This is a genomic window from Brevibacillus sp. SIMBA_040 (assembly GCF_046535075.1).
GTDB lineage: Bacteria > Bacillota > Bacilli > Brevibacillales > Brevibacillaceae > Brevibacillus.
The window spans coordinates 56361-78990 of sequence record NZ_JAWRXI010000001.1 but is presented as its reverse complement, the minus strand read 5'-3'; the positions used below and the strand labels follow the sequence as shown (position 1 = coordinate 78990).

At 48.2% G+C, this 22630-nt stretch carries 23 protein-coding genes; 21 read left to right on the top strand and 2 right to left on the bottom strand.

Annotated features, from left to right (window positions below; all coding sequences use genetic code 11):
- The first annotated feature begins 80 nt into the window (after positions 1-80).
- On the top strand, positions 81-1106 hold the full coding sequence (locus tag SB752_RS00425; RefSeq protein ID WP_410714256.1) for a CapA family protein: 1026 nt from the start codon (positions 81-83) through the stop codon (positions 1104-1106).
- Positions 1107-1132: 26 nt separating this feature from the next.
- On the top strand, positions 1133-1675 hold the full coding sequence (locus tag SB752_RS00420) for an AAA family ATPase (protein ID WP_410713789.1): 543 nt from the start codon (positions 1133-1135) through the stop codon (positions 1673-1675).
- 82 nt (positions 1676-1757) lie between these two features.
- Here SB752_RS00420 and SB752_RS00415 read toward each other — a convergent pair whose 3' ends face one another.
- Positions 1758-2171: a GNAT family N-acetyltransferase gene (locus tag SB752_RS00415; protein ID WP_410713788.1), complete on the bottom strand. Its 414-nt coding sequence runs from the start codon at positions 2169-2171 to the stop codon at positions 1758-1760.
- Between the two features lie 121 nt (positions 2172-2292).
- On the opposite strand from SB752_RS00415, the gene SB752_RS00410 reads away from it, so the two are divergent.
- The 12 genes from SB752_RS00410 to SB752_RS00355 all read left to right on the top strand — a co-directional run bounded on the left by SB752_RS00410 (position 2293) and on the right by SB752_RS00355 (position 15392).
- The gene (locus SB752_RS00410) at positions 2293-3675 is read left to right on the top strand and encodes an aminotransferase-like domain-containing protein (protein WP_410714255.1); all 1383 of its coding nucleotides are present in this window, start codon (positions 2293-2295) and stop codon (positions 3673-3675) included.
- A 284-nt stretch (positions 3676-3959) separates the two neighbouring features.
- Positions 3960-4154, top strand: coding sequence for a YezD family protein (locus tag SB752_RS00405; protein ID WP_103104554.1), 195 nt, complete (start codon positions 3960-3962; stop codon positions 4152-4154).
- Positions 4155-4224: 70 nt separating this feature from the next.
- The gene (locus tag SB752_RS00400; RefSeq protein WP_103104555.1) at positions 4225-4506 is read left to right on the top strand and encodes a DUF2325 domain-containing protein; all 282 of its coding nucleotides are present in this window, start codon (positions 4225-4227) and stop codon (positions 4504-4506) included.
- 243 nt (positions 4507-4749) lie between these two features.
- On the top strand, positions 4750-6384 hold the full coding sequence (locus SB752_RS00395) for a peptide ABC transporter substrate-binding protein (RefSeq protein ID WP_410713787.1): 1635 nt from the start codon (positions 4750-4752) through the stop codon (positions 6382-6384).
- Positions 6385-6452: 68 nt separating this feature from the next.
- Positions 6453-7346: a serine hydrolase gene (locus tag SB752_RS00390; protein ID WP_410713786.1), complete on the top strand. Its 894-nt coding sequence runs from the start codon at positions 6453-6455 to the stop codon at positions 7344-7346.
- Between the two features lies 1 nt (position 7347).
- Positions 7348-8778, top strand: coding sequence for a serine hydrolase domain-containing protein (locus SB752_RS00385; RefSeq protein ID WP_410713785.1), 1431 nt, complete (start codon positions 7348-7350; stop codon positions 8776-8778).
- A gap of 102 nt (positions 8779-8880) precedes the next feature.
- Positions 8881-10083: a sensor histidine kinase gene (locus tag SB752_RS00380; RefSeq protein ID WP_410713784.1), complete on the top strand. Its 1203-nt coding sequence runs from the start codon at positions 8881-8883 to the stop codon at positions 10081-10083.
- 169 nt (positions 10084-10252) lie between these two features.
- A complete protein-coding gene (locus tag SB752_RS00375; protein WP_410713783.1) occupies positions 10253-10726 on the top strand; it encodes a RidA family protein in 474 nt (157 codons plus the stop codon).
- 19 nt (positions 10727-10745) lie between these two features.
- Positions 10746-11390: a helix-turn-helix transcriptional regulator gene (locus SB752_RS00370; RefSeq protein ID WP_410713782.1), complete on the top strand. Its 645-nt coding sequence runs from the start codon at positions 10746-10748 to the stop codon at positions 11388-11390.
- Positions 11391-11443: 53 nt separating this feature from the next.
- Positions 11444-13600 (top strand): CocE/NonD family hydrolase, encoded by a 2157-nt coding sequence (locus tag SB752_RS00365; protein ID WP_410713781.1) that lies wholly within the window; start codon positions 11444-11446, stop codon positions 13598-13600.
- Positions 13601-13742: 142 nt separating this feature from the next.
- Positions 13743-14468, top strand: coding sequence for a 3'-5' exonuclease (locus SB752_RS00360; protein ID WP_410713780.1), 726 nt, complete (start codon positions 13743-13745; stop codon positions 14466-14468).
- A 45-nt stretch (positions 14469-14513) separates the two neighbouring features.
- Positions 14514-15392, top strand: coding sequence for a GNAT family N-acetyltransferase (locus SB752_RS00355; protein WP_410713779.1), 879 nt, complete (start codon positions 14514-14516; stop codon positions 15390-15392).
- 41 nt (positions 15393-15433) lie between these two features.
- On the opposite strand, the gene SB752_RS00350 is transcribed toward SB752_RS00355, so the two are convergent.
- The gene (locus SB752_RS00350; protein WP_103104566.1) at positions 15434-16402 is read right to left on the bottom strand and encodes an MraY family glycosyltransferase; all 969 of its coding nucleotides are present in this window, start codon (positions 16400-16402) and stop codon (positions 15434-15436) included.
- A 154-nt stretch (positions 16403-16556) separates the two neighbouring features.
- On the opposite strand from SB752_RS00350, the gene SB752_RS00345 reads away from it, so the two are divergent.
- The 7 genes from SB752_RS00345 to SB752_RS00315 all read left to right on the top strand — a co-directional run bounded on the left by SB752_RS00345 (position 16557) and on the right by SB752_RS00315 (position 22596).
- Positions 16557-16949, top strand: a complete 393-nt coding sequence (locus SB752_RS00345; RefSeq protein ID WP_410713778.1) for a hypothetical protein — start codon at positions 16557-16559, stop codon at positions 16947-16949.
- Between the two features lie 144 nt (positions 16950-17093).
- On the top strand, positions 17094-17606 hold the full coding sequence (locus SB752_RS00340; RefSeq protein WP_410714254.1) for a GNAT family N-acetyltransferase: 513 nt from the start codon (positions 17094-17096) through the stop codon (positions 17604-17606).
- A gap of 123 nt (positions 17607-17729) precedes the next feature.
- A complete protein-coding gene (locus tag SB752_RS00335) occupies positions 17730-18320 on the top strand; it encodes a TetR/AcrR family transcriptional regulator (protein WP_410713777.1) in 591 nt (196 codons plus the stop codon).
- Positions 18321-18339: 19 nt separating this feature from the next.
- Positions 18340-19032, top strand: coding sequence for a DUF2306 domain-containing protein (locus SB752_RS00330; protein WP_410713776.1), 693 nt, complete (start codon positions 18340-18342; stop codon positions 19030-19032).
- 160 nt (positions 19033-19192) lie between these two features.
- Entirely contained in the window at positions 19193-19864 is a 672-nt protein-coding gene (locus SB752_RS00325) for a VOC family protein (protein ID WP_410713775.1), read from the top strand.
- An 811-nt stretch (positions 19865-20675) separates the two neighbouring features.
- Positions 20676-21755 carry an ABC transporter substrate-binding protein gene (locus SB752_RS00320; RefSeq protein WP_410714253.1) on the top strand — a complete coding sequence of 360 codons (1080 nt, stop codon included), beginning with the start codon at positions 20676-20678 and terminating at the stop codon, positions 21753-21755.
- A 16-nt stretch (positions 21756-21771) separates the two neighbouring features.
- The gene (locus tag SB752_RS00315; protein WP_410713774.1) at positions 21772-22596 is read left to right on the top strand and encodes an alkaline phosphatase family protein; all 825 of its coding nucleotides are present in this window, start codon (positions 21772-21774) and stop codon (positions 22594-22596) included.
- Positions 22597-22630: the final 34 nt, after the last annotated feature.

The following is a 22630-nucleotide window of genomic DNA, read 5'->3' as shown; positions in this document are numbered from 1 at the left end:
TGATGGCTAACTAGAGGGAACGAGAGAGGTGCAGGAAAATCGGACGCTTTCACCGGATAGCAATCAATGTGACAGTAAGCATGCTTTTGGTTGCGATGAGCACAGCCACTATTTCAGTTCGGGCGACCAGCAGTACACAAGGAGAAAAGGCAGAGGCAGAAGAGGCGATAGAGGTAGCGTTTGTAGGCGATATCATCATGGATAAAAGCGTAGGGGTACAAATAGCGAAAAACGGAGTGGATTATCCGTTTGCAAAGACCAAGGACTTTCTCAAGCAGGCTGACCTGACTATCGGCAATCTGGAGACGCCTGTAAGCACGAGAGGCAAGCCTGAGAAAAAAGAGTTTACGTACCGCGCTAGGCCCGAGACGTTAAAAGGGCTGGTAAATGCAGGCTTCGATGTCGTCAATCTCGCAAACAACCATACCCTCGACTACGGGATGGACGCTTTGTTTGACACGATGCAGCATTTGCGAAATGAGAAGATCGGTTATGTCGGGGCAGGAAAAAACGAAGCAGAGGCATTCGCTCCTTACCTGCAAACGATCAAGGGCAAGCGTGTTTCCGTCATTGGCCTCAGCCATGTCCTGCCCAATCGCCAATGGTTTGCGGGCAAAGACAAGCCTGGCTTGGCACACGCCTACTCATACGAGCCGATGCTGACCTATGTAAAGAAAGCAGTGGAGCAGTCAGACATTACGATAGCGGTCATGCACTGGAATTTGGAATACAAGGATATGCCAGAAGCCTATGCCCGCGAAATGGCACGCAAGCTAATCGACAATGGAGTAGACGCGATCATAGGCTCGCACAGCCACTCCATCATGGGTGTCGAATTTTACAAGAATGTCCCCATCTACTATAGCGTTGGCAATTTCGTCTTCACGACCTCTTACAATCAGAAGGGGAGAGAGGCAATAATGGTAGGATTGACATTTACCAAGGATGGAACCAAAAGCCGAGTGATTCCAGTCAAAATTGCCAATGGTCAGCCGACCCCGATGGATGCAACCAATAAACAGAGGATCATCGACAAGCTGAACCGAATTTCATATGAAGCATTCGTAGATCAGACAGGGCAGGTCACGGCAAAGAAAAAAGAATAGCATAATCGAATGAAAGGTGAGAAAACATGGTCACACGCGAAAAAAGAGGAATTTTTTTGATTACAGGAGTCATGGCTTCCGGGAAGTCGACAGTTGCGCAGCTTCTTGCCGAAAAATTTAATCAGGGCGTACATGTCAGGGGAGACACTTTTAGGAGAATGATTGTTAGCGGAAGAGAAGAGATGCTGCCGGACGCTGGGGAAGAAGCAATGAGGCAACTGCGCTTGCGCTACCAATTAGCGGCACAAGCAGCAGATACTTACTTCGAGGCAGATTTCAATGTGGTATTGCAGGACGTTATTCTCGGTCCCATGCTTGAGGAAATGATGGAATCGATTCGCAACCGCCCACTTTATGTGATTGTGCTGACGCCGTCACAAGACGCTATAGCAAAAAGAGAAGCTGCCAGACCCAAAAAGGGCTATGGATTGTGGACGATATCCGAGCTCGACCGTCAGTTGCGAGAAGAAACGCCAAAGCTGGGGATGTGGCTCGATACAACCAACTTCACCCCAGTAGAAACGGTGGAGCAGATTTGGCAAAGTGCATGGACAAAAGCTCGCGTTTGATGGCGCTGACTGTGCGTTCAAACCTGGCTCCGCCAAAGAACATGGCGAAGTCAGGTTTTTTAATTCTTGTCAGGATGGCTGTTTAGCTGCCAGCCATCCTGCGCATCATTTCTCTTCGTATAAATCCATATTGCTCGTAAAGACCATGAGCATCCCGTGTTGCGAGCGTCATGTTGGTATGGCGTATCGACGGATGATCCACAACAATCTCCATCATCCACTTGCCAAGTCCGCCCCCCCGATGGGCAGGATCGATGTACACGTCACAGACCCAGGAAAAGGTAGCGTAATCACTCACTACGCGGACAAAGCCCGTTTGTCCGCTTTCGGCATAAAGTCCAAAGCATAAAGAGTTGTCGATTCCTTTAACAATCATCTCTTTAGAGCGTTCGGCTGCCCAGTACGTCGTTTGCAGCCATTTACAAATCAGTTCTTTGTTGAGCAGCTGCTTGTCATCACTCATGAAATAAGGCAATGAAGCGTGCTTCCATTCCATCTGTATCCCTCCGTTTTTTCTTTACTCCTATGCTTATGATTCACTATACTGAAGGCACAGTCAGAGATAAACGGAGAAAAAGAGCATCTGTACCCACACAGATGGAAGGCTGGTGAGAGCGATGGAAAACAAATACGAAGTCGTGAAAAGCCGCATCAAAGAGCAGCTGCTTACAAACAAAATAAAGCCGGGCGAGAAGCTGCCGTCGATACGAGCAGCCTCCGAGCAATGGGCATGCAGTGTCAATACGGCTATACGCGCTTATCAGGAGCTGGAAAAAGAGCATTTGATATACTCGGTGCCCAAAAGTGGGTACTACGCCGTGCTGCGTTCGGCAAGCAGCTTGCAGTCGACGGTGGAGCGGATTGACTTTTCGGCTGCCAGTCCAGATCCACAGGTCATGCCGTACAAAGATTTTCAGCATTGTCTCAACCGCGCGATTGAACTGTACGAAGACCAGTTGTTCAGCTACTCCGATCCGCAAGGCTTTTTCTCGCTGCGCAGGGAACTGGAAAAGCACTTGGCAAGCTCTCAAGTATTTGCCTCGCCGTCACAAATAAGCGTTGTTTCTGGTGGGCAGCAAGCTCTCCATCTGCTTGCGGCAATGCCGTTTCCGAATGGAAAAAATGCAGTTTTGGTAGAGCAGCCTACCTTTCATGGCATGCTCCGCTGCCTGGAGCTGTTCGGAGTGACGACGCTCGGCATTGAGCGAGGGGCAGACGGCATAGACTTGGATGAATTGGAGCGGCACTTTCGCAACAATCAGATTAAATTCTTCTATACGATCCCACGTTTTCATAATCCGCTCGGAGCTTCCTTTACAGAGACGCAAAAAAAGGAAGTAGCGAGACTTGCGGAGCGCTATGATGTGTATATTTTGGAGGACGATTATCTGGCAGATATGGAGGTCACTGCAAAGGCTGATCCGATCTACAGCTACGATCAGTCAGGACATGTGATTTACGTCAAAAGCTTTTCCAAAATCATGCTCCCAGGACTTCGGCTGGCCACAGTTGTTTTGCCGGCTTCTTTAATGGAGACCTTTCGCATGTTTAAAGCATCTTGTGATTCCAGTACATCAGTTTTATCACAGGCGGCTCTTGAGCTATACCTGAAGTGCGGCATGTATGAGCATCATTCTGCGATGATACGTGAACACTATCAGGCACGGATGCAAGCCTTGGGTGATGCCTGCAAGCGCCACCTGTCTCCGGCGTTTCGAACTGAAATCGTCAAAGGGGGCATTTTCTCCAGAATCCTGCTCCCGGACTCTATCAATCCGAATGACCTGATAGCCGGGCTTCACCACCAGAATGTGCGGATTACCTCGACTGATCAAAACTACCTGCGCACGTTTACTCGGGACAATGGTGTGCGTGTCAGCATTATACAGACCGATGAAGCACAGATCGAAAAAGGCATCCGCCTATTGGCAGAGACGGCTGCTTCGATTGAAGAAAAGCAGAAGAAAGACGGCTATTGGCGCGTGATCGATTGGACGTGAAAAACTGCACGTCAGGTATTGACGACGAATGGAAGAGTATGGTAATTTGTATATATCAAAGTAAATTAATCGGTTTTTAGGTAATAAGCTGATCGGACCACCGAAGGCTCCTGTGAAAAAGACGACGAAGTCTTTTTTCTGCGGGAGCCTTTTTGATTGAATCATCCCAAGTGTTTTCATTGACAAACTGGGATTTCAGGAGGTATTATTAGAAAAATAAAACATACTAAGTAGGTAGGAATAATATAGATTGCGTTTATTATGTGAAAGGGAGGCTGGACCTTATGCCAAAGAAACCAGAGGTAGTAGATGATTTGCTTTTGGAACGAATCGCAAGAGCTTTGGAGACCCTGGAATATGGCTCCATACATATCGTGGTGCACGATTCACAGGTGGTCCAGATTGAGCGGACAGAAAAATACAGACTCCCTGCAGAAAAGGTAGAGACCAAGTACAACCAGCTTCGCGCTAGCAAATAAACATGGAAATCAAAAGTAAAAGATCAAGCAAAAAACAATCGATGGGATAACAAGAGAGGAGGATTTAAAAATGGCAGGCGTTTTAGTAGTTGGAGGAGATCGATTAGGGGATATTGAAAGCATGCTGCAGGATAAAGGATATCGCAATGTCTACCACGTATCCGGGCGGAAAAAATCCGATGTAAAGGCGACGATCCCTTCGGACACAGAGCTTGTTCTCGTCTTTATCAACTTTGTCAGCCATAGTTTGAGTAAAAACATTAAGAAGCTGGCGAAACAGCAGCATGTCCCGATTGTTTTTTGCAGACGTTCCTGTGATGCTATCGCTATGTCCGAACCAGCCATTAGCTAAAAGAAAGGGGCTTTCGCTGTTGCAAAAGGCTCCCCCGCATATTCGTGAATGAATAGAGGTATTCAATGGAGAATACCTCTATTTGCTGTTTCCAAAGCAATCAGTAGAAAAATGTCGGATAAGCTCGATGAAAACTATTCATCGGTGAATAGATGATGAGAGATAAGTGTTGATAAATATGGATGGCACGAAATTTGCAGAATATTTTACTGAATCAGAAATTGTGGATGTAGGGGGTCCATCATGAAACGACGAATTGCCATTATGAGTACGTTTGTTCTGCTTACGGTCTTGTTTGCCGGCTGTAGTAACGGCAATCAGGCAGCAACAACACAAACGCCAGAGCAGTCATCAACGGAATCCGCACCTGCACAACCTGCAACAAATCAAGTCTTGCGTATGAATGCAGCTGAACCGGAAACGCTCGATTCGGGATTGTCCAATGACGTTATTTCTGGTGCTTTCATTCGTTCGCTTTACGATTCTCTCGTCCGGCTGGATAAGGACGGCACGCCTGTAAACTCTGTAGCATCCGATATTCAAATCTCAGAGGACAAGCTCGTGTATACATTCAAATTGCGAGATAGCAAATGGAGCAACGGTGATCCGGTCACAGCCGGTGACTTTGCCTTCGCCTGGATGCGCGCACTCGATCCGAAAACAGCGAGCAGCTCGGCATACAAATACTATGCGATTAAAAATGCGAGATCGTACTTCGAGGGAAAAGCACAGGCAAAGGACGTCGGAATCAAGGTAGTGGATGACAAAACACTGGAGGTCACACTGGAAAACCCGACCCCGTATTTCCTCACGCTCGCAACCTTCTACTATCCGGTTAATCAAAAAGTGGTAGAGTCAAATCCCGATTGGGCGAAAAAGCCAGAGACGATCGTCACAAACGGACCGTTCAAGCTTGCAAAATGGGAGCATAAAAACAAGATTGAGCTGGCGAAAAATGAGAACTATTGGGATCAAGAAGTGGTCAAGCTGAGTGAAATTGAGTTTTCCATGATCGAGGATACCAATACGGAGCTTGAGCTCTTCAACAGCGGTGAGCTGGATTGGGCAGGTGGACCGATCAGCGGCTTGCCAGCAGATGCGATCGGACCGTTGCGGGATGAAGGCAAGCTGAAGACGATGGAGCGTGCAACCAGCTACTACCTGCTGTTCCAGACAGAAAAACCGCCCTTTACGAATGCCAAGATTCGCAAAGCATTTGCGTACGCGATCAACCGCAAGGACATCGCTGATAATATCGGACAGGCTGGGCAAACACCACTGATGGGATTTGTGCCGCTCTCCGCTTCCTTAAAACCGGATGGATACTTCAAGGATAATGACACCGAGACGGCGAAACAATTATTGGCAGAAGGCATGAAGGAATTGGGAATTACCCAATTACCGGAAATTACGTATCTGTTCAACACCTCCGATCTCAACAAAAAGATCGCCGAAGCTCTGCAAGCACAATGGAAACAGGCATTGGGTGTAGATGTCAAGCTGACGAACAAAGAATTGAAGGTCATGTTTGACGATCAGGAGCACGGCAAGTACATGATTTCCCGGACAGGCTGGACAGGGGATTACAACGATTCCGTCAATTTCCTGGAGTTGATGATGGAGAAATACAGCTCGAAAAACTCGACCTTCTGGGGCAACGAGAAGTATGTAGAGTTGGTGAAAAAAGCGTATGCCGAGCCAGATGAAGCAAAACGCAATCAGTATCTGATGGACGCGGAAGAAATCCTGATGGAGGAAATGCCAGTAACAGGCGTATACAGCAGCGTCAATTCATGGGTACAAAATGACAAGGTAAAGGGCATCACTGTGGACCCTCTGGGCTATATCGACTTCAAGTGGGGGTACAAAGAACAATAGAGTAAGACCGAAATGGCCGACACTTTTTCGTGTTGGCCGTTTCGCGACTAAAAAAGGAGGCATTTGACATGGGATGGCAACAGGCGTTGGAGGAAGTGCTGACAGATTCGCCGGGTGTATTCGGAGTAGCAGCTACACACTTGGAGACAGGGAAATCTGCCGGCAATTTGGATGATCAGCTGTTTCAATTAGCAAGCGCATTCAAAATTCCGATCATGGTTACGCTGATGCGCGAGGTGGAAGCTGGCAAGCTGCGCTTGGATCAGCGCGTTACCTTAAACCGCGACGAGCGGGTGCCGGGCTCGGGAGTATTGCAGGAGCTGGATGCAGGGGCTGCTTTGACGGTGAAGGACCTGGCGACGCTGATGACCATTGTCAGCGACAACTATGCGACAGACCTCGTCCTTGAGCTGATTGGCGGCATCGAGCAGGTAACGGCACATATGCATGAGCTGGGACTAAAAGACATTCATTTGCGCCACACATGCTGGCAGCTGCTCAATCACTGTGTCGGCATGAACGAGCCAGCACCGTCTGCAGCAGGCTTTGATGAGTACGAGCGCAGAGAAGACACAGGTGAGTATGAAATCATCCTCGACGTATCAAAGCCGACGCTGGAAAACAACGTAGCCACACCTGCTGATCTAAACCGTTTGATTGTGATGATCGCGCAAAAAGAAATCCTCACTCCTGCTTCGTGTGATTTGATGCTCGATATTTTGCGCCGTCAGCAATACAACAGCCGTTTGCCATTCCTCCTGCCAGAAGGAACCAAGGTCGCGCATAAAACAGGAACAGTCAATGCAGTCGTAAACGATGCAGGGATCATCTATTTGCCAAAGGGGAAAGGTACGATAGCCATCACCGTATTATCGAGAGGGGTAACCGAGAAGAGTGCGGCGGAACTAACCATTGCACGTGTGGCAAGAGCGATTTACGATCAGGCGATGGGGGATGAATAAGGTGGAGGCATGGATTCAGGAGTTCGAAGCCTACGCGCAAAAGCTGCTAGACGAGGCAAAAGTGCCTGGTGCCGCAATTGGCGTCGCCCGTGATGGGAAAATGCTGTATAGCAAGACATTTGGCTATCGCGATCGGGAACAGGTGCTGCCGATTTCGATGGATACGGTGTTTGGCATTGCGTCTCTCACCAAGTCGTTTACCTGCGTGGCGATTATGCAGCTGCAAGAGGCAGGGAAGCTGTCGGTTCATGATCCCGTCACGAAGTATTTGCCAGAGTTTCAAGCGGGTGGGGCAGAGCTGACAAGTCAAATGACGATTCATCACTTCATGACGCATACCCCGGGAATGGCACCATTGCCTTTTTTGGACGGGGCGATGAAGCGCAGTATGGAACAAGACCCTGCAATTGTGGGAACAGAGGCGGAAGCAGAATTGCAAGGTCTTCCGTATCTGGATACCTACGAACAGGTTATGGAGGCAATTGCTGGGTATGAGGGCAAACCGCTCGGCGCTCCAGGAACTGCATTTAACTACAACAATGACGCTTATGGCCTTCTTGGCACCATCATCGAGCGAGTAAGCGGACAGCCGTATGAGACATATGTGACGGAGCGTATTTTACAGCCGCTCGGCATGAAGCGGACTGTTTTTGATGTAGCCGAGCTGGACGATCAGGAAGACGTTACCGTGCTGTATACAAACAAAAAAATCGATGGCGAAAATCAAGTGATTGCTGCTCCCTATTGGCATGATGCTCCTGCGATGCGGGCTGCAGGCTTTCTCAAATCGACTGTCCATGATTTACTTGCTTACCTGGAAGTATTCCGTACAGGAGGGGAAGACAGCGCAGCACCCATTTTGTCAAAAGCGAGCGTCAGTCAAATGCTCACCCCCTTCGCCAGATGTGACGGCTATCGCTCGTACGGTTACGGCTTGATGGTTTCTCCCGCTTTCCCGGATGGAAAGCTGATCGAGCATGGCGGTTCGTTAAAAGGGATCAGCTCTCATCTCTTTGCCATTCCAGAGACAGGCTTGACCGGGGTAGTTTTGATTAACCTCGACGGTGTAGCCGTACGTGAGCTGATAGCAGGCTTGCTTAATACGATGGCTTCGAGACCGGCAGCAGTCCCGCCTTACCCTGTGCCGCAGTATGAGCTGGCAGACGAGCAGCTGACCGAATACGAAGGACACTATGTATCTAGCGAATGGATGAAAACATTGGTTGAAAAGCGTGAGGGCGCCCTGCACATCGAAGTGGACGGACTTTCCTATCCGCTCATCCCTGTCGCTCCAGATAGCTTTCTGTTCAAAAGAAGAGACTCTCATGTCTGGATCGACTTTTTCCGCTCACCAGAAGGTCAGATTGAGCGAATGAGCTATGCCCTGCGACAATTAACCAAACAGGAGCCAGTTGCAAAGTCTTCGAAATAATCACTCCATTATGTAAAAAGGACAATTCGTTTTTCTAGCGAATTGTTCTTTTGTTTGCTGGCAAATAATGGCGGCATAGAAGGTGAAATAGGAGACGAAAAGATGGATTGGGAAGCATGTAAAGGCGAGTGGTTAAGTACGTTGCTCTCGGTGAAGGAAAAGATCGTGGAATTGCATATGAGAGAAATGCTGGAGTTTGGCGAGCCAATTTCACACTATTACCGGAAGTATCAAAAGCAGCAGCAAATGGGGATTCAAGGTATGCTGACAGAAGCATTTCAGCAACTGTTTTCAGCGGAAAAGGAGTACGAGCAGTATTTGCAGGCGCTGTCAGCAGAAGCGTACATCTGGGGCGAGAGATGGGCGAAGGAAAATATCCCTAAGGAAGTGCTGCTGGAGGTCTTGTTCAATCTCCGAGAAAATGCATTCAATGAGGTCAGTCGCTGCTGTGAGGCGAGTCAGGTCAAGGAAGCGCTGCTTTCCCGGCTGTACCATATTTTGAACGTACGCTATCATCATACTATTCGCGGGTACCTGGCGAGTAAGGATCAAATGATCAGTCATTTACACCAGCAAAAAATGGGCGTCATGGGACAAATGGCTGCCGGAATGGCACACGAGATTCGCAATCCGCTTGCTGCTTTTCACGGCTTTTTGCAATTGATGAATCAAAGTGTAGAGAACACCTCCGAAGAGATTAATCGAGAGCATTTTGCGAAGTATATTCAAATTTGCCAGCATGAGGTGCAGTCGCTGGAAAAGCTTGTTACCAGCTTTTTGATCCTCGCACGGAAAAACGAACAGCTACAGAAACGAAACGAGGCGGTTGCGCTCAGACCGCTTCTCGAGCATGTTCACGTTCTGGCCAAGCATTATGTGATAGAAAAGGATGTTTCTCTCTCCTTTCACTATGATGAGGGGACAAATTTGGTATGGGCGATTCCGTCACATGTCGAGCAAATTTGTTTAAATTTGATAAAAAACGCGCTGGATGCAGTCGGTACGAACGGGAGGGTGGTGGTTTCTACAGGCTTTCAGCCAACGAAATCGCATGTGACCGTGACGATTGAGGATAACGGCTGTGGCATCTCCCAGCAACGATTGAAGCATCTGTTTGAACCGTTTTACACAACCAAGGAAAAAGGTACAGGAATCGGGCTATCGGTCTGTAAAAAGCTGATTGAGGAAATGGACGGGAAAATCACCGTGGCATCCAAAGAAGGAATTGGAACCAAGGTAGAAATTCGCTTGACCGCCGTTACGTTTACCACACCTAATACAGAGTCCGGACATGCCCCAGGCTGAGCATGTCCGGATTTTTTATTTATAACCGCTGCTTGGGCAAAAGGCAGGGTGTAGTCATGAATTCAAAAAAATTAATTGCATTCAAAAAAATTGTTGAAGAAACATTTTCAAAAGTAGTATGGTGAAGATAGCGAATGAAAACCAGAACATGATCGAATGAGGTGATGTTATGTCCAGAGTCGAAAAGCGCTTGGCAGAATTGGGCTATACGCTTCCACCTGCACCGCCCACGATGGCTAACTACGTGCCATGCGTTCAAACCGGTAACGTTCTATACACATCAGGAGCAGGCTGTTACGTCAATGGCAGTCCAATGTATCTCGGCCGGCTAGGGTCCGATGTGACCATCGAGCAAGGCTACGAGGCTGCCAAAGTGACGGTCCTCAATTTGCTTGCGATTCTGAAGAACGAGATCGGTGATTTGGACAGAATTACCCGCATCGTCAAGCTGTTTGCCCTGGTGAGCAGCGAGCCGGACTTTTATGAGCAGCCGACTGTCATTAATGGAGCATCTGATTTTTTGATCGAGATATTCGGCGAGTCTGGCAAGCATGCGCGAGCAGCGGCGGGCACTTCCGTACTGCCTTTTAACAATCCCATTGAAATTGAGTTAATTGTGGAAATCAGCTCAGAAACCAACTAGAGAAAAGCGAGGCTTATTCATGGAGAGAACTATTCACCCCATTCTGGCGAGCTACATTCCGGTGGTGGAGGGATTGGCGAAGACGTTTGGCAGTCATTGTGAAATCGTCCTGCACGATCTGACGGACATCTCGTCTTCAATCATTGCCATACACAACGGGCATATAAGCGGCAGAGAGATCGGCTCTCCTGTTACCAATCGGGCGCTGAAAGCACTGCGAACAGCCATGGTTAGCAGGGAAGACTACGACCTTAACTATCGCAATGACACGATCAAAGGCAAACAAATCAAATCCAGCTCAATCTATATCAAGGACGAGAACGGGCAAGTAATTGGCAGTCTGTGCATCAATATCGACATGACCCATTTGGCGATTGCGCAATCCGTTTTGAGCGACATGCTGGCTATTTCGGACAAGCGTGAATCTGATAAAACAGAAGAAAGCTTCCCACCTACCGTGTCCGATCTGATGGAACAGATGGTAGCAGATTGTCTGCGCAAAACAGGAAAGCCGATTGCGCTCATGCAAAAGGAAGAAAAAATTCAGTTCATCCATGAGCTTGATGAAATGGGGCTCTTTTTGATCAAAGGCGCCGTGCAGCATGTGGCAGACCTCTTGGATGTAACTAAATTCACCATCTACAACTATCTGGATAAAAAGTAAGCTGGGCGAAAGTGGCAGTGAAATAGTTCAAATAGACAGGGGGATGTACATAGATGGATCACAGACAACAGAGCGGATCAATTTTTAGCTATTATCAATCGGGCATTCATATTGCGGACATACGCTTCTCGGACACAGGAGTATGGCATCGCCCTACAGGATGGGAAGCGGGGAAAAAGCTGACAGGTGACTTCACCCAGCTTTTGGCGGGGAATGCGGGCTATGAGCTGCCTGTCAACGAGTTCAATGATCGTCTGGCAGAATGGAACGGTCTCAGTTGGTCAACTGCAGATGTCGTCTTTCCACCGGGTGGCGGGCATTATCAGCGGCATGAGCGTATCGAGGGTTTTATCCATGACGAGACAGAGCCGAAAGAGGCATGGGTCTTTGCAGTACGCGAGGCAGCCCAACCGATCGATCTGGTCATCTGTGAGAATGAGGTCATTGCGTTTGTTCTGACCGGAAGAGGGGATAGTGCTATTCTGGTCAAGTCAGGCTGGGAGGATCTGACTCCGCTGAAGCTATGGCAGGACCCGCTATTGTCACAGGCTCGTTATGGAATCAAGCATTTGGGCAGACATGATGTTGCGATGAGAGATGGCGTCAAGCTTGCGACAGAGGTATGGATACCGGCAGGCTTGCAGCCAGGGGAGAAGGTACCAGCTATCTTGATGCGTACGCCGTATGGCCGGATGGATGCAATTTTTCGGCGGCTGCCTTTTGTAGCCCGTGGCTATGCGCTTGTCATGCAGGATACACGCGGGCGTGAAGACTCTGAGGGCGAATGGATTCCACTCGTACATGAGCGCAGCGATGGGGATGACACACTGACATGGATTGCAAGCCAAGAATGGTCAGACGGCGCAGTCGGTATGCTCGGTGGCTCATATGTCGGCTATGTCCAGTGGGCAGCGGCATCGAGCGGTAATCCGCATCTGAAGGCGATTTTCAGCTACGTGACCGTAGGGACGCCTTATGTAGACATTCCGCGAAAAGGTGGCACGATCCTCACCGGACTGTCCTGGATTTTCATGATGGCAGAGAAGCGCCGCGATGTATCGCTACTTAGCCGTGACGATTGGAGCGAGGTGCTAAAAGTGCGTCCAATCAAAGAAATCCCGCAAAAGGTGCTAGGAAAAGAAATTCCGTTCTGGACGAAGTGGATGGAGCATCCCGATGGTGACGATTTCTGGGCTCAGTCCGATTGGAAGCGACACGCCGATCAGGTGAAGGCTCCGTCCTTTCTCGTCTCAGGCTGGTACGATGACAATGGGATGGGAACGAGCGAATCGTGGGAGGTCATATCCAAGCAGCTTCCCGACCATGCGCATATGATTCTCGGACCGTGGTACCACAAAGCTAATACGACGAGAGAGATTCACCATGTTCCCTTTGGTAACAATGCGATACGCTACGATCTCGATGTGACACAGCTGCGCTGGTTTGACCGCCATCTCAAAGGAATTGAAAATGGAATGGATCAAAGACCGCGCGTCGAATATTACATGGTTGGAGAAAACGAGTGGAAAACCTCGCCAACCTGGCCGCCGCAAGACGCTGTTTACACCAACTTTTATTTGAGCAGCAATGGTGAGGCGAATACGAGCGCAGGAGACGGTGCTTTAATCATGACCACGCCACTGGAACAGCCAACGGATTCGTATGAATTCGATCCGCAAGATGCAGCGCCTTATCTGCTCGATCTGTCGGAAAATGAAAACAGCGTGCCAGAAAACTATGCAGAAGTAGAAAAGCGTACAGATATGCTCGTGTACACCTCTGAGCCTTTGGAAGAAGAGGTAGTCATTGCGGGTGAAATCTCCGCCGTCCTGTATGCGGTAAGCTCGGCAAGAGACACGGACTGGCTGGTGCGGCTCAGCGATGTAGATGAGGAGGGCAACTCCATTCGCCTGTCAGACGGAATCATCTGCGCCCGCTACCGTCATTCTTTTAGCGAGCCACAGCTTCTTGAGCCAGGCCAAATCGAGCGCTACGAAATCCGCATGACCAAAATCGCCAATGTATTCCAAAAAGGGCACCGCATTCGCGTCTGCGTCACTTCTGGTGCGGAGAACTTCTCTTTCCCGAATCCAAACACTGGCAATGATTTGGCAACGGATACCGAATATGTGGTTGCCCAGCAAACGGTCTACCATGATGCAAAGTATCCGAGTCATATCAGGCTGCCTTTACTGCTTAAAAAAGATTGAATATAACTGCCTGATTGATCAGGACGAAGAAAATGGCTGCTCTAGTCGGCAGCCATTTTTTGGTTTTGTTTTCCTCTTTATTTTGATTTCCACAGCCACTCCCGGCATAATAGAGCTATTACGTTCAGGATGTGATCAGACATTGCAAATCATCGTATTTGACCTTGAGACGACATTGACTCATCAAAAAGATAAAATACCGGAAATTATTGAAATCGGAGCGGCGAAGGTCATGCCAGGAAAAAGTGGTGTCGAGGTAGACACCTTTCAGCGCTATACGTTTCCTGCTATTGAGCGCCGAATCACAGAGCGTACGCGCAAGTTTATCGGGCTGGATAAAGAAAATATGCCGACCTTTATCCCGTTTCGCAAAGCATTTGCTTCGTTTATGGAGTGGATTGGAGACGACCCGGATTACTATTTGTGCACGTGGGGAAAAGACGACAAGCGCTTGATGATTGAGCATTGCGCGCGCTTTGGACTCGATTTTTCCTGGCTGCGCAATTATAACGACATCCAGCCGCCGATCAGCATGCTGCTCGCAGACCGCAAACAGATGAGCTTAAAAGAAGCGATCGATACAGCAGGAATCGTCCAGGAGGGCAGATTGCACTCGGCATTGGTAGATGCGATTCATACGGCGCATTTGCTGATCAAATTCAATAAGACTGTCCATCTGGTGTCCAATACACCACAGGAAAACTACAACCTGTCCAGCTCGCTTTATATCACATGTCGTTCTTGTAAAAAAAGCAAATACTATACCGCTTTTGGCAGAAAAAGCAGAAGATGCGGAGCGTGCCTTGCATATCGCAAGCAAATGGAGCAAAAGGCGTTAGAGGCAGCTGCTGCGGAGCAAAGCAAGTAAAGAAAGCATCTAATGAGGATGGGAGAGAGAAAAAGGGGGCGCACCATGATTCGGGAATTGCAGGCTTCAGATACGGAGCTGCTAGTAAAAATGATTGGCAACGGCATCGCGTGGAGAGCGGAGGAAATTGCAGCGATGCTGAAAAACGCGACGGGCTACATCTATGAAAAGGCGGGACAACTCCAGGCTTGTGCCATATATGATCTGACGTCGTTTGGAGAAGAGGGAACGGCAGAAATCCATCTGTATACTCATCCAGACAGCCGCAAGCAGGGCATCGGTTCTCAGCTGTTCGATAAGCTCTGGGGTGATTTGCTGGACAAAAATCCCGTAGCAGCAGCGACTACCTATCGAGTCGATGAACAGAGAAGCGGCGATTTTTTTGCCAAGCGGGGATTTGCTCCGATCTGGGGGCATCATTACATGAAGCATACAGGGAGCATTGGTCCAGAGCCCCAGCTTGTTGTACGCAAATTTACTGAACAGGATCTGGATTTGTACATCCAGTCTCAAAGTGATGCGTACTATGAGGTTCGAAAAGGCATAGACCTAAAGCCGTATCGCTTGACAGATTACCAAGAGGCGACGATGGCTTCCTGGAAGCAATGGATTTTAAACGACATGCGCGAAGATATTTATTTGTTCTATCATCAAGACGAATTTGTCGGGTCTTTGATTTTGACGCCTCATGGAGAAGTGTATGATGTGTTTGTCGACCCCCGGCACCAGGGAAAAGGCTTTGGCAAACAACTCATCCACTTTTTCGTGAACCGTACACTGGAAAAAGGCTTGCAGCCGCATCTGATTACAGGCACGCACAATCAACCTGCGATTAGCTTGTACGAGGGGACGGGCTTTCATATTTACCAGACGACTACGACTGGCAAGCGAGTTGTTGCACAAGAGGAAGAAATGCCTAGATAAAAAAATGCCGCGGTCACATGACCCAAGCGGCATTTTTCATTTTAGACACCAAGTAATAGCAAGATAATCGAGGTCAGGCTGAAGCAGACACTGATCAGACAGAGAAACGCAACCACTTGCTTTTGGTTAAGTCCCATCCGCAGCAAGCGGTAGTGAACCTGGCTGGCATCAGCTTGATAGATTGGTTTTCCTTGCATTGCGCGTTTTGTTACGACAAACAGGTTATCAAAGATAGGCACTCCCAAAGCCAAAATCGGGATGAACAGGGATAGCACCGTTGCCTGCTTGAAAGCTCCGTCCAGCGCGATGACCGCGAGTATAAAGCCAAGGAAGGTCGCTCCCGCATCTCCCATGAAAATCTTGGCGGGCGGTTTATTATAGCGCAAGTAAGCCAGCGCTACGCCGATCAGACTGATTGCCATGATAGCAGAAGTGCTTTGCCCTTTGGCAAGTGCCACGACAAACAACGTTCCTGCTGATATAGCGGACAGTCCACCAGCCAATCCATCCATGCCATCAGAGAAATTGATGACGGTTGTGACTCCGAAGATCCACAGGATCGTCAGGATGAATTGCAGCCATACCGGAAGCAGAATGTACTCGCCGCTGAGTGGGTTGTAAAAGCCCGAAAAGGTAATTCCCGACATATAGACGATGATCGCAGCCGATATGTGAACAATCAGCTTGGGGAGCGCGGAAAAATCCTTTCCCTGCGTCTTGTACCAGTCATCAATCGTCCCGATGATGAGCAGGAGCAGAGAGCCTACCAAAACGGCGACGGTTTGCCCAGGCGATTCTTTGGAAAAGAGCAGAAACGATGCTGCAAATCCAATGAATATCGCATAGCTAGCCGTTAACGGGATGGGCTCCCGATGTATTTTTCGTTCTACATCTTTACGAGGCTTGTCCACAAAATCAAGTCGAAATGCCAGCTTGCCAAGCGGCGGGATCAACACGAGAACAATACAAAACGACAGCAAAAAAGATAGAGCATATGTAATCGTAACCATCTCCTAGAATGAGAGAGCTGTATTTCACAAGTCTATTATAGGCAGTATTCCAAATTTTGTCGACTCTTGCAATCAGTTAGGGGAGGTACCAGAAAAAATTGGTACTTATGGCACGTGAGACAAAAAAATATAATCCCTTCTAGGGGGGATCGTGATGGAGTATATGGCTTTATGGTTTATCTTGGGCATTATTTTTATGATTACTTTGATCACGTCTGGATTTAGATTATGGATGAAAGCCGTCGTAATTTGTTATTACCTTGTGCTTTCTTATATTTTTATTTCGCGTAAAGAAGCAATCTATCAGGATTACCACATACTGCCTGTACCCGAGCAATATTGGGATACAAATTATGAGTGGGTATGGTTTATGCTTGGGTTTTATTTTGTGCCTTTCTTTTTAATTCTGCTGATTAACTATTATCAATGGTTCAAAAAGGCAGAGGGAATCAAGCGAAAGTTCTGGGTCGCACTGACCATTTTGCCTGCTGGTGTCGTGTATTTCTGTATGGTCATCATTTTTGGCATGTACGGATATCGACCCTAGAATGTAGAGTCATTTCGCGGAACTAAAATTTACATAAAATGTTATAAAATCTAACATAAAATAAGTGCGTTTTTTTCTCATCTCCTTTATAGTGGAATAGAAGAGTAAGAATATTTGTGCTGGTTGGAGGAGAGGGATATGATCATGGGAACATCGTTTCTTTATCGGGAAGTAGCGCAGCTTCGTGCGGATGAACTGGATCAGCTCTCGCAGCTTCTGGTGGATGTTGTAGGCGAAGGAGCTTCCATTGGTTTTCTTCCGCCATTGCCGTACGCAGAAGCGCGGGCGTATTGGACAAAAGTTTTGGAGAAAAATGTGAAAATGTGGGTTGCCGAGCGTGATAGCGTCATCGTAGGTACAATCCAGCTGCATCTAGCGACCAAGCCGAACAGCTTGCACCGGGCAGAAATCGCTAAGTTGATGGTGCATCCATCTGTGGGCCGCCAAGGAATCGGGCGTGCTCTGCTACTGATGGCGGAAGCTCGGGCGCGTGTAGAAAGCCGCAGCCTGCTCATTTTGGATACGCGAGAGGGCGATCATTCCAATCGACTGTATCAATCCATGGGCTATCAGGAGGCGGGACGAATCCCGCAGTATGTCACTTCGGCAGACGGCAGTCTGGATGCCACTGTTATTTACTACAAAATATTGCAGTAGTGTTACGGGTAAAGAGGCGGAGGAAAGAAAGTATCCGCTTCTCCTTTGTTCCTTGACATACCGACTGACGGTTTGTATAGTGATGATAATACCAAATTCGATCCGTGATTATAGGAGGAGACTATGCAAGCCATCCACCAAAATCCCAGCTTTCAGCTGCTCCTGGCTTCAACGGAGGAGCTCATTCTGGAAAAGGGATGTCAACAAACGACACTGCAAGATATTATGAAGCGTTCTGGCTTGTCCAAAGGTGCCATTTACCATTATGTAAAAAGTAAAGATGAGCTGATGGGCCTTTTGCTGCAGAAACGCTTTGAGAGCATCGGCCAGCGTTTTTATCAGACGGTGAGAGAAGGGGGGCAGGAGCTTTCGTCCGGTTTGGAGGCCATCTCAAAAGGGCTGAGCCATATTCATGATTCACGTGATGTAACGAATCTCATCCTGATTTATTTGCTAAGCAAACGAGAAGATCCGATTATTGGCGCCATGTTGGCCAGGTTGCATGAAGAGAGCATCAAGGCATCCATGGAATGGATTCAGGTGGGGCAAAAAGCGGGCGTGATCCCGGAGGGTCTCGATGCCGAAAAAACAGCGATATTCTTTTCGGTCATCACCTACGGAATTCGCGTCAATACGCAGATCGCCCCTGATTCCAAAATCCTTTCTGTGGAAGAAGTGTACAAAATGATGTTTGAAATCCTATCCAGAGGCTGAGGGAAGGAATGATCGGAGCATGTTCTTTTTTTCGCTCTTTAAGATTTTGCACATTGTTGCGGGATTTACGGCCTTGCTTGTGTTTTGGATTCCAATCGTCACGAAAAAGGGAGGAAAAGCTCATCTGCGCTCGGGGTGGGTGTACGTCATAGCGATGGGCGCTGTAGCGGTTTCTGCTTTGTTTATGGGAATCTGGCGAATTGGCTTTGATCCTGCTAAAACAGCGGATTCTGTAGCCTTTGCCTGGTTCTTGATTTTCATCTCTATTCTGAGCTCGGCAACAGCGTGGTACGGAATTCGAGTGCTTCGATTTAAAAATCGAAAGACTGCCCATCGCCAGATCGTGGATGTGATGTTTCCTGCCCTGCTGGTCGGCTCGGGTGTAGCTATTTCGATTTATGGTGCTGTGATTCAATTTCCTCTGCTTACGTGGTTTCCGCTCGTGGGGATTTTCCTGGGAGCAAGTCAACTGATCTATTGGCTGAGAGCCCCTCGAGCCAGAATGCACTGGTGGTTTGAACACATGGGCGGCATGCTCGGGTGCTGTATTGCTACCATTACGGCTTTTACCGTTTTTGGTGCTCCGCGGCTCTTAAACATGAGCTCGGTTCATCCGCTTGTCTGGTTTATTCCGACGATCGTGCTTGTACCTGTGATTGTTGGTTTTTCTCGTTACTACCGCAAAAAGTTTGCGATTTCGAAAAGCCTGTGACGAGTGACTGTGGCCATTTTTGTTCCGGGGGGTAACTCGGAGGAGGCTCGCAGCTTCTGGATGTACATCTGTTTGGTGAAGTATAGGTGCAAGCTGTCTCACAGGATGGCTTGCTTTTTTCATTCCGCTAAAGGATGATGGGGTTGGGAGGATTTGGGTTGTGATTCTCTGTAGAAAGGAAGTGGATGATGTGAACTTTGCAAAAGTAACGTTTCAAACGAGTGTGCTGGAAGAAATGATTTCGTTTTATCAGAATGTCCTGAACATGCCTCTACGAGAGCGTACACACCACTCCTTTACCGTTGCCGTCGGGAGGACGCTGCTTACCTTTGAGCATTCGAGCGAGAAGCCTTTTTATCACTTTGCACTGGGTATTGCGGAATCGGTGTTTGACGAGTATGCCGGGATGATCAAGGAGCGTGCAACGATCCTGCCAAGCAAGGATGGGGAAGAGATCATGCACTCTGTTACATGGAAAGGAAAGCAGCTGTATTTCGAAGATCCGGATCAGAATATTTTGGAAATCCTTGCTTTCCCTACCCATCCAGCAGCAACTTGGCTGTGCGTTCAAGAGGTCGGAATGCCTGTTCAGGAGGTAGCTGCATTTGCTGAGTGTCTGTCTATGCTTGAAAATGAATTCTCTCCCGAGTCAGCCAGCTTCCATTTTTACGGCGATCAAGAAGGTGTGCTTGTGCTCGTGAAAGAACAACGCCCCTGGTATCCAACGGATCGGGGAGCCTCTCTCCATTCGATCGATGTAGAGCTGGTTTCCGCAACTGGCAGGGTGATTGATTTTGTAAAAGAGCAGCTTCCTTATCGAATCGTCTTCTAAGGGTGGTGAGCGTGACGACATTGTCCGTTTCGTGTGGTACCCTATATGGCAAACTCTTTCGTATGGTGCTCGATCAGCGAAAAGGCTCTTCATCCGCTAGGAAGCGAAGATGTGGTGGTAGAGGAATGGCAGAATTCGAGGAAATGAATAGCGATAAAATCGTGCAGGGCTGGAGTCCAGAAAAGGGGCTTCGGCTTTTTTGTTTTGTAGAAAACGTGTTGCTTCACACTAGAAAAGAATTTGGCATTTTTCTGTATTTTTGTTTATTGATCTTTGTTTTTCACATGTCATCCTTAATAAAGCAAGACAGGACACTGAAAGCTGGTGAGAGGAAACTGGAGAAAAAAGCGAAGATCTTTGGGGCGCCAGCAGAGGCGTAATGGAAAAAGGGAAACACGATCTTAAGCGTCCACCCATGAGAAGCTTCACGAATCTACTACTTTTGGACGCGGTTTCCCTTTTTCCATGAAGCCGGACAGTGATGTCTCCAAGCTAGCGACCCAAGAATCTGGAGCGTTTTCTCCAGTTTCCTCTCCTCCACCAGAAGCCCGACCACCGGTTTTGCTTTCCCCCTCTCCCTTTACAATTCATTAACGAAATATTTAAACAAAAATAGTTGTATGCCTATGTTTTCGCAAAATATAATAAAACTAACAACGGTCAACAAACAACAAGAAGTGGAGAAGAAATCTTGTTCAGAAAAAAAGAAACCACAAATCCTTGGGAGGTGCTCAGCGTGAACAAAACGAAATGGTTAGAGAAACGCTCTTTATTTGCAGCAACTACAGGAGTATTGCTCGTAGCAAGTGTGATGGCAGGATGTTCAAGTAATCCAACAGGAACAGGCAACGAGAAACCACAAGAAACCAACAACCAACAAGCAGCTCCATCGACACCTGCACCACAACTGACTTTGGCTGATATCGAGAAGAAAGCAAAGGAAGAAGGGACAGTCGTCAGCGTAGGGATGCCAGATTCCTGGGCGAACTGGGTGGGCACTTGGAAGGATTTAGAGGCGAAATACGGCCTGAAACACACGGACACAGACATGAGCAGCTCCGAGGAAATTGCCAAGTTTGAAGCGGAGAAAAGCAATCCGACAGCGGATATTGGTGACGTCGGAATCTCCTTTGGACCGATTGCCGTTGAAAAAGGAGTTACACAGCCGTATAAAACGTCTTATTGGGACGAGATTCCTGAATGGGCAAAGGACAAGGATGGACACTGGATCGTAGGCTATCAGGGCGCAATCTCTGTCATGGCTAACAAGCAGCTGGTAAAAAATCCGCCAAAATCGTGGGACGATATTAAAAATGGCGACTATAAAGTAGCGATCGGTGATGTGACGAAAGCAGCGCAATCGCAGATGACCGTTTTGGCTGCTGCTCTGGCACATGGTGGAGATGAAACCAACATCCAGCCCGGTATTGACTTTTTCGCTGACCTCGCGAAACAAGGACGTCTCTCCCTGGGAGAAATGAATCTGGCGACGATTGAAAAAGGGGAAGTCACTGTTGCCATGCTGTGGGACTTTAATGCATTGTCTTATCGCGACCAGATTGACACCTCTCGCTTTGAAGTAAACATTCCAAGTGGCGGTACCGTTGTTAGCGGATATGCGACGATCATTAATAAATACGCTCCGCATCCACATGCAGCTATGCTGACGCGTGAGTACATTCTTAGCGATGCTGGTCAAATCAATTTGGCAAAAGGCTATGCTCGTCCGATTCGGGAAAGTGTGAAGCTGCCAGAAGAAGTAGCGAAAAAGATGATTCCCGCTGAACAATACAAGGATGCAAAACCGATCAAGGATCAAAAGACGTGGGATGAAACCGCGAAGAAAATTCCACAAATGTGGGAAGAGCAAGTCCTGATCCATGCCAAATAATGAGGAGGAGCGCAGCATGGCAATGAACAAGGTAATCGTGGTCGTTGTAGACGGCATGCAGTATCAGTCGGCGGTAACCCAAATGGGATTTATCAATCATCTGGTAGAAGTAGGCAAGGCAGCTCGGTACCTGGTGAAATCCGAGCTGCCGAGTCTCTCTCGTCCTTTGTATGAAGTGCTGTTAACAGGTACGCCCAGCTCTGTAAACGGGATTACATCGAATCAAGTCGTTCGCCTTTCCCATCAGAAAAGCATTTTTCATTTGACCAAGGAGCACGGACTCAGCAATGCAGCGGCGGCTTATTATTGGGTAAGCGAGTTGTACAACCGTGCACCGTTTCATTACGTCGAGGATCGTTTCCAAAATGATGAGGAAAAGGCGATTCAGCACGGCTGCTTCTACTTTGAAGACAGCTATCCTGATTCACACCTCTTGCTCGATGGGGAGTCGCTACGACGCAAGGTAGACCCTGATTTTCTTTACATTCATTCGATGGGCGTAGACAATGCAGGCCATCTGTTCGGCTCTGATTCCAAGCAATACCGAGGCTCTGTCATTGCCGTAGATACGATTTTGGCTCAGCTTTTGCCAGTTTGGATGGACGAAGGCTACCAGATCATCGTGACCTCAGATCATGGCATGAATCCCGATGGCAACCACGGCGGAACAGGGGATGATGAGCGCAATGTGCCAGTGTATGGTATTGGGTCTGCGTTCACCCCAGGTGTTTACGAAGAGGCGATACCGCAATTGTCGGTAGCTCCGCTCATCTGCCAGCTACTCGGAATTCCAGCATCAGAAGCGATGATCCGCCACTCGTTCCCTGGCGTTCAAGGCTAAACGAATTGGAGGGGTACACCTGAATATTCGAAAA